This is a genomic window from Cytobacillus sp. FSL H8-0458, from assembly GCF_038002165.1.
Classification (GTDB): domain Bacteria; phylum Bacillota; class Bacilli; order Bacillales; family Cytobacillaceae; genus Cytobacillus.
Genome location: NZ_JBBOBR010000001.1, coordinates 2,268,132 through 2,285,112, shown reverse-complemented (window position 1 = coordinate 2,285,112; position 16,981 = coordinate 2,268,132). Strand labels below are relative to the sequence as shown.

Below are 16,981 nucleotides of genomic sequence, written 5' to 3'. Positions count from 1 at the left end.
ATTCAAGGAGAGTGATAGCATGCAAATTTTAGTAAACAATGTTGTGAAATTAATTCCCATGGAACTTGAGCATATTGAAGGAATTTATGAAGCAGCTCAGGATAAACGCATATGGGAGCATATGTCTGTTGATTTAACGGATAAAAGCCGGGTCATTCAATATGTAAAAGATGCGATACAAAAACGTGAGCAGGGCACCGATTTTGCTTTTGTCATTGTCCATAAAAAAACAGGGAGTATCATCGGGGCTACCTGGTTTCTCGATATCTCAATCCCGCATAAACGGCTCGAAATCGGCTCAACATGGATAAACCCTCTTTACTGGCGCACGAATATTAATTCAAACTGTAAATATTTATTATTAACATACTGTTTTGAAGAACTGTCCGTGAATCGCGTACAAATTAAAACTGGACATGAAAACTTCCGCTCACAAAAAGCGATCGAACGGACCGGTGCGGTAAAAGAAGGCGTACTTCGAAATCATATGATACGAAAAGAAGGGACCATTCGCCATACTGTCCTTTATAGTGTTATAAAGGAGGATTGGGGAAAAGTAAAAAGACATTTCGAAGAAAACTTGCTTTTCTAGGTTTTGTGGAGCATCTCAGGCAAGAAGTTTATAATGAATAATAAAACTGCTGGAAGGGTGTAGATTGAAGTGAATGCTGGTTCTTTTTTAACTGATAAAATCAAAAAGGCGCTTCAAAATACTCCCCCAGGGGAGTGGATTCCGGAGATTCCGGATGATTGTATACGCCTGCATTGCGGCTACCCGGCACCTGACCTTGTGCCGGATGAAGAGGTAAAGGCAGCTGTTAACAGTCTATTAGAAGAAGAACATGATTTGCCGCTCCATTATTTAGGCAGTCCAAAAATAGCAAAATTAAAGGAGCAGATTTTAAAAAGATTGAAAGAGCGGGGGATATCTGTAAAGGAAAATGAGCTTTTGATAACTTCGGGCGCCTGTCAGGCAATCGATTTGATTGCCCGCATTCTCCTTGATGAGGAGACAATTATTGCAATAGAGTCCCCCACCTATATGGAGGCTTTAGAGATTTTCCAAAATTACACAAAACATATAATTAGTATTCCTGTAGACAAGAACGGACTTCAAACAGATGTATTGGAAGAGGTTCTAGAGGAAAGAAAGCAAAAAGGGCTCGCTCAGCCGCGTTTTCTCTATACGATCCCAACATTTCAAAATCCTACAGGGACGACGATGACAGGAGAGCGCCGGCAGCATGTATTGGAGCTTGCAAACAAATATAATTTCCTATTAGTAGAGGATGATGCTTATGGGGAATTATCATTTAATAAAAGTCTCCCCACTCTAAAAGCAATGGATCAAAACTCCAGAGTTCTGCATGTCGGCTCGCTATCCAAGATAGTGGCCCCGGGCATGCGTATAGGATGGATAGCCGGAGCAAGTGAAATGATCCATGCATGCGCCTGGGTTAAAAAAGATCTGAACCATCCGTTTGCTCAATCTGTCATGGCTGTTTATTTAGCAAACACTGATTTTAATAATAAACTAGTAACAATGAGAGATACATACCGGGCCAAATGCAATGTTCTGACCTCCGCACTGGAACAGCACTTTCCTAAAACAGCTTCCTGGTATGTGCCCGAAGGGGGGTACTTCGTGTGGATGAAAATTCCTGGTGCCGATACATTAGAACTGCTGACATATGCCCTGGCAGAAGGGATATCTTTTATTCCTGGCAAGTACTTTTTCAAAGATCAGACAGCTGGAACGGAATTTCTGCGCCTTTCCTTCAGTTATGCGGATGAGAAGGAAATAGCAGAGGGGATTCGCAGGCTGGGAAAAGTTGCAGAGGCCTATCTTTAAATGAAAATATTTCTATGGAATTTTTAAAAGTGAGAGGAATAAAGGAAACAAGCCTAATTATCTTGGTATTGTAAGCCAGAAATTAGGCTTTTTCTTTTAATGCCGGTCAGTAATAGATGTAAATAAGTTATAGTTTTACCTTAACCTCAGAACCGGATGAAACAATTTTGAACAAAAAATTGAAATAGCCATGTTTAAAATTGTATTTGGAATTGGGATGGTTAACCGAACGTCTTTTGCTTTCACTTTTACATGCATCATAAGCAACTCACTAATCAATGATGACCGAAACGGTATCCCCGTTTGCCGATTTAATATCAACAATTTGGCCATCTAATTCGTTTTCGATTGCTTCTATAATAAGGCTTATGTCTATATCTTTAGCGTATTTTTCTGATTGAGGGATACTCGCTGCGATGCTGTGTCCAGCCATTAATACTGCCTTAACAAGTTTTATTGGCAAATTGACCGTGACGTTATCATTTTCAGCGGATACAACACGGATTTTTAAAGTCTTATCTAAATACTTAGTCGTTTTTACTGCTGGCTTATTACCTGTTTCTTCTTGTTCTTTTAGTACTTGGATCAGTACTGATCCCTTATCTGCATCAATTTTCCCTTCTTGAACCATTGTTATCACTCTCGTAATTTCTTCTTTCATGATAAATCCTCCCTATTCCTCTTTTAATAGCTTAATGGCTTCTTCTGCTGTGATTTCGCCATTTTCCAACAAAGTGACAATTTTTTTCTCATCTGCTTCATTTTTTTTTCTTCTGTACATATCCAAGGAGATGATATGATGTCTGTTAGCTTGCCTCGAACCGTTGGATACGATATCCCAAGTTCCTTTTCAACTTCTTTGGTATTCCCTCTGCATGTTAAAAATACTTTCACAAAATGAAGCTGATCCTTTGATAAAGGTGCAATTTCAGAGGTTTCATGATAATAGCCTAATAAAAGGGAAAATAAAATATTAATAGAAAGTAATCAGTGATGCACTTAAATATTCCCGTGCTGAAGGAGTGATTTTTAATGCATTTTCGAAAAGCAAATGAAGAAGATTTACAAGCTATTGTCCGCTTGCTTGCCGATGATGAATTAGGAGCAAAGCGTGAGAGATATGAAGAACCTCTGCCGGATTGTTATTATAAAGCATTTAAGGCAATAGAAGCACAGGAGGGAAATCAGATTATTTTGGCGATAGAAGGTCAGACGGTGATTGGCTGCCTTCAGTTAACGATCATTCCTGGTTTAGCACGACAAGGGATGAATCGCGCACAAATTGAAGGGGTCCGGGTCCTTCAGCGCTTCCGCGGAAATGGGGTAGGGGAAGCCTTGTTTAAAGAAGCAATTGCAATAGCAAGGTTTGAGGGGTGTGGTCTTGTTCAATTGACGACTGATAAGCGGCGTGAAGATGCACATCGTTTTTATAACAGGCTGGGATTTTTAGCGAGTCATGAAGGGATGAAATTAATCTTTTAATTTGATCTCTTTATTCCGCTGGCACGATTTATGAGCCAGATAGAATACCAGCTAAATACTGAATAATTTTTCGTAAAATGAATTTATATAGGTGAATTCATAAAAGTGAAATGATGTGGAAACAAGTATGAGTGTTTGAAGAAGTAATTACCGAGATTTCTAAATTGTTGGAGAACCTCAAAGAGTACATAACATACCTTTTATAAAAAATTGGAGTGTCTTCGTATGTGTTTGTCCATTCTAAAAGGAAATACTGAAACCACAGAAGATGCCTGCCTGATGGAAAAGTGCAGGCATCTTCTGTGGTTTTATATAGATAATGAATTTTTCATTAGATGGGGTGTTAAAATACCCTGTCGCCATTAAAGATCGAATTCTTTACAATAACATAATCAACATGACGGATGGCATCCAGCTTGTTGCCGCCAGCGTAAGAAATGGAGGACTGGAGATCCTGCTCCATTTCTTTCAGCGTATCTGCTAATGATCCTTTGTGCTCTACTAAAATTCTCTTGCCTTCAACATTTTTCTTTTCGCCTTTTTGAAATTCAGAGGCTGAGCCAAAGTATTCTTTATAGAGCTTTCCGTCTTTCTCATTCTCAATGGTTTTTCCAGGTGACTCCTCATGTCCTGCAAACAAGGAACCAATCATCACCATTGTTGCACCAAATCGAATCGATTTGGCAATGTCACCATTGGTGCGAAGACCTCCATCTGCTATGATCGGTTTGCTTGCTGCCTTTGCACACCAGCGAAGTGCAGCTAATTGCCAGCCGCCCGTTCCGAATCCTGTTTTAATTTTTGTGATGCATACCTTGCCAGGTCCAATGCCAACCTTTGTTGCATCAGCTCCAGCATTCTCTAATTCTCTGACTGCTTCCGGGGTTCCGACATTGCCAGCAATCACAAAGCTTTGAGGAAGGTATTTCTTAATATGCTGAATCATTTGGATGACAGCATTGGAATGGCCATGGGCTATATCAATGGTAATGTATTCCGGTGACAGCTTTTCATCAGCTATTTGCTGTATAAACGCATACTCGCCTTCTTTGACGCCAACACTGATCGAAGAGTATAATCCCCGTGCCTTCATATCTTCCATAAAAGAAATTCGCTTCTCCGGTTCGAATCGATGCATGATATAAAAATATCCGTTCTCTGCTAAGTATACGGCAATTTTCTCATCTACAATCGTCTGCATGTTAGCAGGCACCACAGGCAGTTTAAACGCACGGTCCCCCAGGAAGACCGTTGTATCACATTCAGATCGGCTATTGACGATACTTTTTGCGGGAATTAATTGAATATCTTCATAATCGAATACATTTTCCATTTTAATCCTCCTATTGAACGAAGCTGAATACATACGGACATTGCAAGGATATGTTTTTCAGTTTCAATCGATCTTATACAGACTGACAGGGAACAATCATTAAAAAAGAGCTTAGAAAATTCCTAAGCTCAATGGATAATAGGGGGTCGAATTGTGAGGGTTCGACCACTTTAATTTTATACAATTCTGTTTATTGTTTCAACTTATTAAAGTAAAAACGCATAAAAGTGATAGTGTTTTAAAAACTTTTCCTCGGACTAACAATTATAAGACATATTTTGCTTTGGCTATTCCACCCAGTATTTCAACCGTAGGGGCCATGATATAGCGGTAGCGAGACAAATGGAGGATCCTTCATACATTGCTGCAGTTGGCATTTTTTGAATTGTGATTAAGATATCCCATTCTCATTAGTTTGTGATATATTTTAGAAAAAAGGGGTAAAGGAGGCAGTTAGCCTTAGTATTCAATTTGAAATGAAAAGATCCATTCAGGTATCTGCACAAATTGCCTACAAAGCTTTAATAGATCTTGATTCGGCAAAGGACTGGACGATTGGTCTAGTTGGAATAGAGCGGGAGGACAGCGGGCCATTAAAAGTGGGGAGTCAGTGGAAAGAGACAAGGAAAATGTTTGGAAAAGAAGCTTCCGAACATTTTGAAGTTATCGAACTCGATGAGCCAAATAAAATTGTGATGCGCTGTGATGAAACCAAAGGAACAACAGGCAAAGGAGAATTTATATTTACATACATAATCGTTTCACCAGGTGATACTTCAGATGTTACATTACTTGGTGAGATTAAGGGACTCACAGGCTTTTCAAAATGGTTTGGATAGATGATGGCTGGAGCCTTTAAGAGAGCATGTGTAGAAGATTTGGATGCTTTAATAAACTATTTAGAAAAGTAAAAGTATAAAGGCGCAGTATGTTATGTCAATCATTGATAAATTAAAGCTTAACAAATATAATAATTTGGCTGTTCTCAACCAGCCAAGTGACTATGCTGTATTTAAAAAGGATATTTATTTTTCGTTTATCCTAAAAAAGGTAATAAACGGTATGATACATACGTTCATAGGGATGATATTTCCAGTAATGAAAGTGGGAGAAGATGGGCATGTGGAAGATAGCGAAGTGAAATTCGCTGCATCTTTTCAGTTAAGCAGCAGAAAACCCGTGAGAAACGAGAATTGCAAATGGTCGATATTTTATCACATGGTTATAAATCTGTTGATTTGTTTAGACAAAAGAAGAAGTAAAAAAGTTCCTGCCCCAGGTTATTTTTGTCTTGTGGGTCAGGAACCTTTTTTAGAATCTAAAGAGTATTTAACTCACTAAGGAATGCATCTAATTCATCCACAGATAAAAATTTATATGCGTATCCATAGGAAATTGGTTCATTTCCTGTATGTTCCCGTTTAGGGAATTCCCGCAGGACTGTACTATGGCGCAGACCTGTGGATTTTTCCTCCAGCTTTTTATTGCTTTCAACGGTTTTTGGATTTAAGACAATCGTAATTTCTTTATTCGGAAGCAGATAAATGACTTCGCCGTTTCCAACATGTTTAAATTCAACACCCTTTAATGTTTCCTTCATCGTTTTGAATTTGTTTAACCCAAACGTATTATGTATGTATCTCATTGGATCATTCACCTCATTTATAATGCCATCTCATATTATAAGACAGATTGTTTATTCTGTACTATAGAAACTTAAGCATAAGAAAAAGGAGTTTGATATTCCTCCTTTTTCTCAAGCATAATACCCTTCAAAACACTTACCTTTTTTGGATAGTAGTTTGATATTGTTTGCTGTTGCGCTCAGTCTGAACCAGCATATGTCCATTTTTTTCACACCATGAAGCAATATCTTTAACAAAATTGCAATCAGTTGTGGTGATCTGAAGATATTCACCTGGCTGTAGGGACTTTATATTTTTATGAACCTCCATAATAGGCCCGGGACAAGATAACCCGGCTGCATCAATGGAGATAGATGGATGAATGTGCTCCTTGTAATCTGGATTGATGGCTCTCTTTTTCTGATGATTAACAGCTGAATATGTTTTCCAGCCCCCATCCAGATTTTTCACAACAAAACCATTTTCTTTAAGAATGCGGGAAGCTAAATAGCCTCTTAACCCAACCTGGCATGAAACATAAACCGTTTTGTCCTTAGGGATTTCATTCAGGCGATCTCGTATTTCACTCAGCGGTATGTTAATAGAGCCTGCAATATAGCCCATTTCCCTTTCGATTGGCTCCCGGACGTCTATCAGGAGGCCGCCATTTTCAACGATTTCATCGATTTCATTCCACTGGACGGTAACCGTATTGCCATTTATGATGTTTTCCGCCACATATCCTGCCATATTGACAGGATCCTTCGCAGATGAAAATGGCGGAGCGTAGGACAGCTCAATTTCAGTCAAATCCAACACAGTCAAATTGCCTTTAATGGCTGTGGAAATTACATCAATTCGTTTGTCTGCTCCATCTTCCCCAACTGCCTGTGCACCATAGATTTTCCCTGTATCGGGACTAAAGAGCAGCTTTAAACTGATTGGAGCGGCTCCAGGATAATATCCTGCATGGGAGCCTGGATGAATATGGACAGCCTGATATTTCATGCCCAGCTGTGACAGCTGTTTTTCATTGATGCCTGTGGATGCGACGGTTAAATCAAATACTTTGGCAATGGATGTACCGAGTGTCCCTTTATACTTTTCCTGCTTCCCGTAAATATTATTGGCTGCAATTCTGCCCTGGCGGTTAGCCGGGCCTGCTAAGGGAATCATGGCTGCATTTCCATTGATAAAATCCTTCACTTCAATAGCATCGCCAATGGCAAAGATATCTGGATCTTCCGTTTGCAGATAATCGTTTACCAGAATTCCCCCGCGCTGACCTACATCCAGCCCTGCCATAAGGGCCAGCTTATTTTCAGGTTTTACCCCTATGGATAAAATAGCCATGTCGGTGCAAAGCTGTGTCCCGCTGGCCAGTTCAATGGTTTTCCCATTCTGCTTAAACGCCTTGACTCCATCCTCTAATATCAAATCGACTCCTTTGTCAATGAGATGGGAATGAACAATAGAGGCCATTTCATAATCGATAGGGGCCATCACCTGCTTGCCTAATTCCACCACTGTAACTTGAATCCCGCGCTTAGCCAAATTCTCTGCCATTTCTAGCCCGATAAATCCTCCTCCAATCACAACAGCCCTTTTCGGATGGTGCTCGTCAACAAACGCCTTTATTTTATCTGTATCCGGAATATTCCTGAGTGTGAAAACATTTTGCGCATCTGAAAGTCCTTCAATAGGCGGCACGATTGGTTTTGCTCCCGGTGATAAAAGTAGAGTGTCGTATGATTCCTCATAGATTTCACCGGTTCGGAGGTTTTTGACTTCCACTGTTTTTTGTTCACGGCTTATTCCGATAACTTCTGAAAGATTGCGGATATCCAGATTGAATTTTTTGCTCATACCTTCTGGGGTTTGTACCAAAAGCTTATTCCGGTCCTTAATGGTTTCACCGATATAATAGGGAAGGCCGCAATTGGCGAACGAGATATGTTCCCCCCGTTCAAACAGGACGATTGTTGACTTTTCATCTAATCTTCTTAATCGTGCAGCAGCAGTAGCACCGCCGGCAACTCCGCCTACAATGACAATTTTTTTTGACATGACATATTCCTCCTGATTATTTTTTAAATATGCTTAAAATGATTTATTACCATTTAAATCGCGTAATTGTTCACTCCTTCACAAGTGCAGTCATTCCCTTTAATGCTTCTGTGTCTAAAAGATAATGTTTATATTAATATACTATATGGGGTATATGACATTGCGCAATAAAATCCTTGTTTATTGTTTTGTGACAATATTATGGCGTACACAGAATAGACAAAAAAGCTTCGTTAAATATAAAAATGATAGATTCGGCCTGTGTTTAAATTATATTTTGTATTCGGGAAGAAATTTGGTAATTTTTAACTATTAATTCGACATTTTATTCAATATAAAAATAATTCTTATTGTTCATTCGATTAATAGTCTACTATTCTATAATTTAGAGTATCTAAATAATAGGAGGTCAAAATAATGAAAAAAAAGCTCCTTGCACCTGTATTGCTGTCATCGGCGTTATTGGCAGGTTCCATTCCTGTAAATGTTTTTGCCCAGCCTGCAGATTCAGCGAAGGTTCAGCCTGTACAAGCTTCCAAGGAATGGGATGAAAAAGCAAATGTTCCTTTATTTGTGAAAGAGCGATTTGCAGAGAAATTCTCTGCGAGCACTTCTGCGAATGCATTAAATTATTTAAAAAAGCATCAGGATCAAACAGGGATTAAAAGTCCCGAAAAAAACCTGAAAGTGAAAAATGTTCAAAAAGATGAGCTTGGCATGACCCACGTCAGGTTAAGTCAGACAGTCAATGGTGTGACAGTAGAAGGATCCGAAGTAATTGTTCATTTTAATGAAAATAATGAAGTAGTATCCGTGAACGGAAGAGTAAATCAGGCAATTGCCGATGAAGCAGTGGACACATCGGTGTCCTTAAAACATGATGCTGCAGTAAAAACAGCATTATCCGCTGTCAGTGCTCCAAAAGAACTTACATATGAGCCGACTTCTGAACTTGTTATTTATCCGTTTGAAGGGGAAAATCATACAGCCTATAAAGTAAATGTAAACTTTATGGGAGATGAACCTGGAAACTGGTTTGTGTTTGTAGATGCCAAATCAGGTGAAATCATTGATCAATACAATGGAATCCTGCATGCTGAAGAGAATAAAACCCAGAAAGGATTCGGAAAAGGGGTAAATGGAGATCATAGGGAGCTTCATATTACCCAAACGAAAGAAGGTGCCTCCGGGACTAAGTTTGCGTTAGCCGATTACTCTCATGAGAATTTGGACGGGATTTTTACTTTTGATTCTAAAAATGATTGGGATTCAAATAATGATGCCCTGTATGTCGGGAATTCGGCTGCGTTTATAGGGGATTATGACCGTGCTGCAGTAGATGCCCATTATAATTCCGAGAGGGTATATGAGTATTTCCTGAATGAACACAACCGCAATTCTCTCGACGGGGAAGGGATGGCTATCAATTCTTATGTACACATGGGCACAGATTACAATAATGCATTCTGGAACGGCCGTTATATGGGTTATGGCGATGGAGACGGTGAGTTTTTCATTTCATTATCTGCGGGACTTGATGTTGCTGCCCATGAGATGACCCATGGTGTAATCTCTCATACTGCAAACCTAGCATACCGGAATCAATCTGGAGCCCTGAATGAATCCTTCGCTGATGTCTTTGGGGTTCTGGTTGACGATGATGACTGGGAAATGGGCGAGGACATTATGGCGCCTGCTGCTAAAGCTGACGGAGTAACGAGATTGCGCAGCTTAAGTGATCCTAACAGTGTTGTCGTAAGCAATCCGCAAAGAGCAGCATATGGCAGCGGAGTCTATCCGGCACATATGGATGAATATTACGACATGCCTTTAAATGTCGACAATGGCGGAGTCCATGTGAATTCTTCTATAACAAACCATGCAGCCTACCTGATCGGGCAGGAAATTGGCAAGGAGAAGCTGGGGAAAATTTATTACCGTGCATTAACTGTTTATTTGACCTCTAATTCTGATTTTAGTGATGCACGCCAGGCAATTGTTCAGTCTGCCATTGATCTATACGGAGAAGGCAGCACCGAACATACCGCAACTGCAGCTGGATTTGATGCCGTGGGGATTTACTAGGTTAATATAAGGTGAAAGGCATTATTCATCCGGGTAATGCCTCTTCACCGATTTTAATCAACCTGTAACTAGGCCGTCGCTCATTTTTATTATACGATCAGCAAATGAAAGCATTTCTTCATCATGGGTAACGATCAGGGTAGTAATGTTTAGAGTTTTCGTTAAATCCCTGATTAGCAGCATAACATCTTTAGATCTTTTTGAATCCAAACTTGCAGTGGGTTCATCTGCGAAGAGCACTTTAGGTTTATGGATGATTGCACGGGCAATTGCAACCCGCTGCTTTTCCCCGCCAGACAATGAAGACGGGTAAGCTTTTTTCCGATGGTCCATTCCAACTAGTTTTAGTACTTTGTCAATTTCTGCTTTTTGTTCATCCTTCTTTAATTTCAACTCAGAAACATCCAGCATTAACATGAGCTGTTCTTCTACTGTGAGAAACGGAACAAGATGAGCAAATTGAAACACGAAACCGAATTTACATGCACGTATTTTTCGGACTTGCTCTGGACTCATGGTAATCATATTTTTCTCTTCAAATAATACTTTTCCACCTGATGCGGGCTGAAGACCAGCTGCGATTGTAAGAAGTGTACTTTTACCAGAACCTGAAGCACCCACTAGCGCCGTTATCTCACCTTCTCTCAGAGAAAGGTTAACTCCTTTTAGTATCTCTTCCTTCACTTCACCATTAGAAAATGTTTTCCTCACTTCATCAATTGTAAATACAGTCATATTAAACCTCTCCTTGCTGAATCGCCTGTAATGGTTCTACTTTTTTTATTTGTATACCTGATAAAGTAGCTCCAATAAAACCTATAATCAAGAAGACCAAAGATAATAACCCTGTTGTAGCAGGGGTTAGACTAAAAGGCATTCCTTTAGGGGCAATCATATTAAAAACTTGACTAAATGTAATAGAGAGTAACAGTGCAATGATTGTAATAAAAAGCATCTGTGTCCACATCATCTTAAACAATGAACTTGTTTTTACTCCAATAGCTTTTAAGATACCGTATAATCCAATTTTTTGAACGTTCATCATGTAGAAAAAGATAGCAAACAGCATTCCGCTAATTACAACTAAAAACCACACAATCATATTTAAAGACATCTGTTCTGCACTATAACTCGGAATGGTATTGAGAAAATCTTTCTTTGAGAATGATTGTAAATCAGGAAAATTTAGTGTCAGATCTCCTCCGGGTATGAAAATTAATTGCATTTCTTCTACTCGGTAAATTTCCTTGAAATCTTTCAAATTTATATAAGCAACAGGCGCATGGCTATATTTCTTTTGATCCACAAACCCTTTTACAACAAACTTGCTGCTATATTGATTATTCGTTAAGGTATCTCCAACCTTGATGCCTTCTTCCTCCAATGAACGATCAAGCACTATTTCCCCGCTCTTAACATTTTTAAATAACGTTGACTCTGTGGATGCAACAAAGGCGACGCTTCGCTGCTTATCGTTTTCATCATTCAAAAAGCCCATTTGTATGGAAAGCGCTGCAGCATCCTTATGTTTGCTTAATATTTCATCCTGGATACTTCTGTCTATTCTTGACAAATTATAGGTTTCCTCAGCTTCTTCATCCATATAGAATACACCGTTTGGCAAGTCTTTAATTAATGCAGCATTATCTTGTGATAATCCATTTGCCAAACCTGAAATAATAAAAGTTAATAAACTGACTAGAAAAATGATTGAACCTAATATTAAAAAACGGATTTTATTTCTTTTGATTTCTTTCCATGCAATGTTCATTAAATCTCCTCCAATCTCCTTTGACATCCTTAGTCTATAATTCTTATATGAACAGAAAATGAACAACAAGTTACAAATTTGCTGGGAGTCTTTTCTGAAATGAACACCTATATTCGAGCAAAAGTTTACAAAAAAGTGTCAGGCATTTTCCGCGGAAAATGCCTGACACAATTGAAAGCCCAATATTAACCAACAGGCAATTCAACAACAAATGAAGTGCCTTCTTTTTCTTTACTATTCACATGTATTTGTCCACCATGCAGTTTAACAATGGTGGCAGCGATTGATAGGCCAAGTCCTGTCCCCTCAACTGAACGCGTGCGCGCGATATCTGCCCGGTAAAAGCGGTCAAATATTCTATCTATTTCTTGCACGTTCAAGCCTATTCCTGTATCTGCAAAAGTGATAAAAACCGATTCTCTGCTTTCTTCAATCGATATTTCAATACTGCCAGCGGGATTATTATACTTAATAGCATTCGTTAATAAATTATCCCAAACCGTATTCAGTAAAGAGGGGTCACCCGTAATTTCTGTATCTGGCAAGGAGCAGTCAAGCATAATGTCTTTTTCATTTACAGCCCATTGATAATTACGAATCAATTCCTTAATTTGCTGGGCAACATTGAATATTTTTTTCTTCATAATTTCTTCATTGCGATCTAATGAGGCAAGAAGCAATAATTGTTTTGTTAAAGTAGATAGCCTGTTAATTTCCCCATTTATGACAGAAATGTATTTTGTTTTTTCTTTATACTCAAGTGATTCTTTCTCCAATAAATTGGTATACCCTTTTATATTAGATAAGGGGGATTGGATATCATGAGAAATGTTTGAGATGAATTCTTTTCTCATCTCATCCAATTGTTCTAATTTACGCGACATTTGCAAAAAACTTTGTGATAATTCCCCTAATTCATCACTGCGATTAATATCAAGCTCAACATGAAAGTTTCCTTTCGCAAGTGACTTTGTGGCCGCTGTTAATTTAGATATCGGCTTCACTAAATATTTTGTACTGACAACTACCATCAAGATGCTAATCACAATCATTAAAACGAGAAGCCAGCCAAATAAAATATGCATCTCATTAAAAAGAAGCTTAATATCAGGTCTAATAAAAAGAGCATAGTTAATGCCATTATGCTTTAAAGGGACACCTATTGTATTCTTTAGTTCATTTGCAAAAAAGCCTGTCACAAAGGTTTTTTGTGGGAAATGGATAATACCATGATAAATATCACCGTTTAATACTTGCTCTTTAGTGGAAGGAGAAAGGGTATTATCCCTGAACTTTGCGCCAAAATAGGATTCCTTTCCTGAATCGTCTGCCAGATAAATTTGATATCCTATGGCAGAAAGGTTCTCTAGGTACTCCTTCAGACTGATATTCGGATGTTCTTCAGCAAATGCAGTTATATCCAGGGCAATTTTTGTGATTTTTTGATCATTATAGGGTTTTAATGTTTGCTGATAATAAGCATTTGAGATTAAAAAAGCTAAGATTCCACTTAAAATCATGATTCCGGTGGTAATCACAACAAATTTCACATAAAGAGACTTCATCCACGTTTTGCCTCCAATAAATAACCAATCCCGCGTACTGTCTTAATTTGAAAATCATCCGTCAATTTAGAAAAACGTTCCCTCAATCTTTTTACATGGACATCTACAGTCCGTTCATCCCCTTCATAATCCAAACCCCAGATATGTTCGATAAGATGACCCCGGGAAAACACCTGCATAGGGTTTGAAATGAAAAAATACAATAGTTCGAACTCCTTTAAGGGTAAAAATATCGTTCGGTCTCCAATTTGAACTTCATAGCTTTTTTTGTTTATAGTCGTATGTCCAACACGAATAATTGATTCATCAGGCTGTTTATCATATCGTCGAAGCAATGCTTTGATTCGAAAGAGTAACTCCTTTGGTTCAAATGGCTTGACCACATAATCATCAGTCCCGGATTGAAAACCTTTTTCCTTATCCTCAATTTGATTCTTAGCCGTTAACAGGATGATTGGAATGTCATGTACATCCCGAATCTTTCTCGTTAAGGCATAACCGTCCATATAAGGCATCATCACATCCACAACTGCTAAATCACATTTTTTATTACCTAAGATGCTTAAAGCTTGTATACCATCCTGAGCCTCGTATACCTTATACCCTGCTGCAGATAAATGAACATCTACCAGCTTTAAAATATGGATGTCATCATCGACAATTAGAATATTCGTCATCTAAGATACTCCCTATGCAAAAAATAGAAATCACTAATAGAATATCCGGTAATAAGCTGCACATCAAGTATCAAAGGTTAATCGATCCTTCTGTTCACTTTATTTCCAGGCTCAATTATTTTCTAATCAACTCTAAAAAATTTCAAAATAAAAAAGTATTTGACAAATGATTGTTAAGCTGATAATTTTAAAATTAATAAATTTCGGAAAATAAAATCGATGACGAGAAGAGTAAGATAAGTGCCCTGTTCCACAGAGAGTCGGTGTATGGTGCAAGCCGATGTTCAGAACCTATCCGAAAATCATCTCCGAGATGCAATGCTGAACTCTTTCAGTAAGTATTGCCGGGTGGTCCCCCGTTACGAAGGAACACGTATGATTGTACGTTGATCGAGGTGCCGTAAGTGGATTTTTCTATCCGCAAACGGAACTAGGGTGGTATCGCGAGCTAACTCGTCCCTATATTAGGGGCGGGTTTTTTTATTTTCCTGAAAAGAGGGAGATGTACATGGAATCAAAACAGGCGATGTTAAATTTGGAATCAGAAGAGTTGAAGCTGAACGGGGCAGACGTTCTCATCCAGGCGTTAAAACAGGAAGGTACAGAAATTTTGTTTGGTTATCCTGGCGGGGCGGTTTTGGGTATTTACGATGCTTTGTACAGGTCACCGATTAAGCATGTTCTTGCCCGTCATGAACAGGGAGCCATCCACGCGGCTGAAGGCTATGCCCGTGTTTCAGGAAAGCCGGGTGTTGTGGTGGCTACTTCAGGGCCAGGTGCAACAAATATCGTGACAGGGATTGCGGATGCCATGATGGATTCATTGCCGCTAGTTATTTTCACAGGTCAGGTTGCTTCTCAGGTTATTGGAACGGATGCATTTCAGGAAGCAGATGTGGTCGGGATTACGACACCTATCACAAAGCATAATTATCAGGTGAAAAGGGTAGAGGATTTTCCTCGAATTGTGAAAGAAGCCTTTCATATTGCCACAACCGGAAGACCTGGCCCTGTATTGGTAGATATCCCCAAGGATTTGGCAGCTCAACATACTGCTGCATCCCTGCAGGCTGAGATCAATCTGCCAGGGTATCGCCCAACAGCAAGTCCTAATCCCTTACAGATAAAAAGATTGCTTGCCGCACTCAGCGAATCCAAAAAGCCTCTCATTTTAGGAGGAGCAGGAGTCCTGCATGCAAGAGCTTCACATGAACTGCTTACATTTTCAGAGCGTTATCAAATCCCTGTAGTCCACACACTTTTAGGACTTGGCGGATTTCCGGCACAGCATCCTCTATTTTTAGGGATGGCCGGTATGCATGGTTGTTACACCTCGAACATGGCTATTTATGAATGTGATTTATTAATCAATATAGGTGCACGCTTCGATGATCGGTTAACAGGTAATTTAGATTCATTTGCACCAAAAGCAAAGATTGCACATATTGACATTGATCCGTCTGAAATCGGAAAAAATGTCGAGACTCATTTTCCGATTGCAGGAGATGCAAAAGCAGTCTTACAGATGATGATGAGTCAAAAAGTTAAAGGGCCAGATTCAATACAATGGTTAAACCATTTAGAACAATATGAAAAAAGTCATCCCTATTGGTATAACGATACCCATGAATTACTTCCACCCCAGCATTTAATAGAATTAGTACACAAACATACGAAAGGTAATGCGATTGTGACTACGGATGTCGGCCAGCATCAAATGTGGGCAGCGCAATATTACTCTTTTTCTCTTCCAAACCGCTGGGTTACCTCCGGCGGATTAGGGACAATGGGATTTGGATTCCCGGCAGCCATTGGTGCACAGCTGGCAGATCCTGGTGCAACGGTAGTTTCGTTAGTTGGGGATGGGGGCTTTCAAATGACACTCCAAGAACTAATCTTATTAAAAGAATGGGGGCTGCCGGTAAAAGTCATAATCGTCAATAACGGATCTCTCGGAATGGTCCGCCAGTGGCAGGAAACATTTTATGATAAGCGATTTTCACATTCTATCTTATCCCAGCAGCCAGATTTCCTAAAGCTGGCTGAATCCTATGGGATAAAAGCTTATAGAGTGAGCACAAGTGAGGAAGCAGAGAGGATATTTCCGGAAGTTTTGGCAGACCGGGAGCCGGTACTGCTGGATTGCCGCGTGAATCCTGCTGAAAATGTCTATCCTATGGTAGCACCAGGGAAAGGATTACATGAGATGATTGGGGTGAAACCATGAAAAAGCGGATGGTCTCGGTAATAGTCCATAATCAAAATGGAATTTTAACCCGTCTGATGGGTTTGTTTACAAAGCATCATTACCAAATCGAAAGTCTTGCAGCAGCAGTCTACACTGAGGCAAAAGAATTTTCAAAAATTTCAGTAGTAACAGAGGCAGAGGATGATCATAAATTCCTGCAGCTGGTGAAGCAAATAGATAAACAGATTGATGTCATTTCTGTAGAAGATATAACTGACCAATATGTCATTGCCAGAGAACTGTCATCGATTAAGAAGGTACTGATATAAGCACAAA

General features: G+C 39.3%; 15 protein-coding genes, 2 pseudogenes and 1 other annotated feature. Of the genes and pseudogenes, 8 read left to right on the top strand and 9 right to left on the bottom strand.

Going from position 1 to position 16,981, the window contains the following annotated elements; translation table 11 throughout:
- The first annotated feature begins 19 nt into the window (after positions 1-19).
- Together NYE23_RS11095 and NYE23_RS11090 are read left to right on the top strand one after the other, a co-directional pair.
- Positions 20-592, top strand: a complete 573-nt coding sequence (locus NYE23_RS11095; RefSeq protein WP_341077840.1) for a GNAT family N-acetyltransferase — start codon at positions 20-22, stop codon at positions 590-592.
- Between the two features lie 69 nt (positions 593-661).
- The gene (locus tag NYE23_RS11090; protein ID WP_341077839.1) at positions 662-1,852 is read left to right on the top strand and encodes an aminotransferase-like domain-containing protein; all 1,191 of its coding nucleotides are present in this window, start codon (positions 662-664) and stop codon (positions 1,850-1,852) included.
- Positions 1,853-2,123: 271 nt separating this feature from the next.
- Here the strand turns inward: NYE23_RS11090 and NYE23_RS11085 are convergent, their stop codons facing one another.
- Positions 2,124-2,513, bottom strand: a complete 390-nt coding sequence (locus tag NYE23_RS11085) for an SHOCT-like domain-containing protein (RefSeq protein WP_341077838.1) — start codon at positions 2,511-2,513, stop codon at positions 2,124-2,126.
- A gap of 12 nt (positions 2,514-2,525) precedes the next feature.
- Positions 2,526-2,830 (bottom strand): annotated as a pseudogene (locus tag NYE23_RS11080) (DUF2089 family protein).
- 54 nt (positions 2,831-2,884) lie between these two features.
- Between NYE23_RS11080 and NYE23_RS11075 the strand changes: the two are divergent.
- A complete protein-coding gene (locus NYE23_RS11075; protein WP_341077837.1) occupies positions 2,885-3,334 on the top strand; it encodes a GNAT family N-acetyltransferase in 450 nt (149 codons plus the stop codon).
- 343 nt (positions 3,335-3,677) lie between these two features.
- On the opposite strand, the gene guaC is transcribed toward NYE23_RS11075, so the two are convergent.
- Entirely contained in the window at positions 3,678-4,667 is a 990-nt protein-coding gene (gene guaC / locus NYE23_RS11070; RefSeq protein WP_341077836.1) for a GMP reductase, read from the bottom strand.
- A 476-nt stretch (positions 4,668-5,143) separates the two neighbouring features.
- Here guaC and NYE23_RS11065 point away from each other — a divergent pair, with 476 nt between their 5' ends.
- Together NYE23_RS11065 and NYE23_RS11060 are read left to right on the top strand one after the other, a co-directional pair.
- The gene (locus tag NYE23_RS11065; RefSeq protein ID WP_341077835.1) at positions 5,144-5,506 is read left to right on the top strand and encodes an SRPBCC family protein; all 363 of its coding nucleotides are present in this window, start codon (positions 5,144-5,146) and stop codon (positions 5,504-5,506) included.
- A gap of 94 nt (positions 5,507-5,600) precedes the next feature.
- A pseudogene (locus NYE23_RS11060) lies at positions 5,601-5,929 on the top strand (hypothetical protein).
- 56 nt (positions 5,930-5,985) lie between these two features.
- Here NYE23_RS11060 and NYE23_RS11055 read toward each other — a convergent pair.
- The gene (locus NYE23_RS11055; RefSeq protein WP_341077834.1) at positions 5,986-6,312 is read right to left on the bottom strand and encodes a hypothetical protein; all 327 of its coding nucleotides are present in this window, start codon (positions 6,310-6,312) and stop codon (positions 5,986-5,988) included.
- A gap of 136 nt (positions 6,313-6,448) precedes the next feature.
- Entirely contained in the window at positions 6,449-8,359 is a 1,911-nt protein-coding gene (locus NYE23_RS11050; protein WP_341077833.1) for a CoA-disulfide reductase, read from the bottom strand.
- Between the two features lie 417 nt (positions 8,360-8,776).
- Here NYE23_RS11050 and NYE23_RS11045 point away from each other — a divergent pair, with 417 nt between their 5' ends.
- On the top strand, positions 8,777-10,444 hold the full coding sequence (locus NYE23_RS11045; protein ID WP_341077832.1) for a M4 family metallopeptidase: 1,668 nt from the start codon (positions 8,777-8,779) through the stop codon (positions 10,442-10,444).
- A gap of 57 nt (positions 10,445-10,501) precedes the next feature.
- Here the strand turns inward: NYE23_RS11045 and NYE23_RS11040 are convergent, their stop codons facing one another.
- From NYE23_RS11040 to NYE23_RS11025, 4 genes are all read right to left on the bottom strand, one after another.
- Entirely contained in the window at positions 10,502-11,179 is a 678-nt protein-coding gene (locus NYE23_RS11040; RefSeq protein ID WP_341077831.1) for an ABC transporter ATP-binding protein, read from the bottom strand.
- A 1-nt stretch (position 11,180) separates the two neighbouring features.
- The gene (locus tag NYE23_RS11035) at positions 11,181-12,215 is read right to left on the bottom strand and encodes an ABC transporter permease (RefSeq protein ID WP_341077829.1); all 1,035 of its coding nucleotides are present in this window, start codon (positions 12,213-12,215) and stop codon (positions 11,181-11,183) included.
- 185 nt (positions 12,216-12,400) lie between these two features.
- On the bottom strand, positions 12,401-13,780 hold the full coding sequence (locus NYE23_RS11030) for a sensor histidine kinase (protein WP_341077827.1): 1,380 nt from the start codon (positions 13,778-13,780) through the stop codon (positions 12,401-12,403).
- Positions 13,777-14,457, bottom strand: a complete 681-nt coding sequence (locus tag NYE23_RS11025; protein WP_341077826.1) for a response regulator transcription factor — start codon at positions 14,455-14,457, stop codon at positions 13,777-13,779. Before NYE23_RS11025 ends, NYE23_RS11030 begins: the two co-directional genes overlap by 4 nt.
- A gap of 210 nt (positions 14,458-14,667) precedes the next feature.
- Positions 14,668-14,921 (top strand) — a binding site (T-box leader).
- A gap of 44 nt (positions 14,922-14,965) precedes the next feature.
- Here NYE23_RS11025 and ilvB point away from each other — a divergent pair.
- Both ilvB and ilvN read left to right on the top strand, forming a co-directional pair.
- Positions 14,966-16,684 carry an acetolactate synthase large subunit gene (gene ilvB / locus NYE23_RS11020; RefSeq protein ID WP_341077824.1) on the top strand — a complete coding sequence of 573 codons (1,719 nt, stop codon included), beginning with the start codon at positions 14,966-14,968 and terminating at the stop codon, positions 16,682-16,684.
- Positions 16,681-16,974, top strand: a complete 294-nt coding sequence (gene ilvN / locus NYE23_RS11015) for an acetolactate synthase small subunit (protein WP_341077823.1) — start codon at positions 16,681-16,683, stop codon at positions 16,972-16,974. The genes ilvB and ilvN overlap by 4 nt, the downstream gene beginning before the upstream one ends.
- Positions 16,975-16,981: the final 7 nt, after the last annotated feature.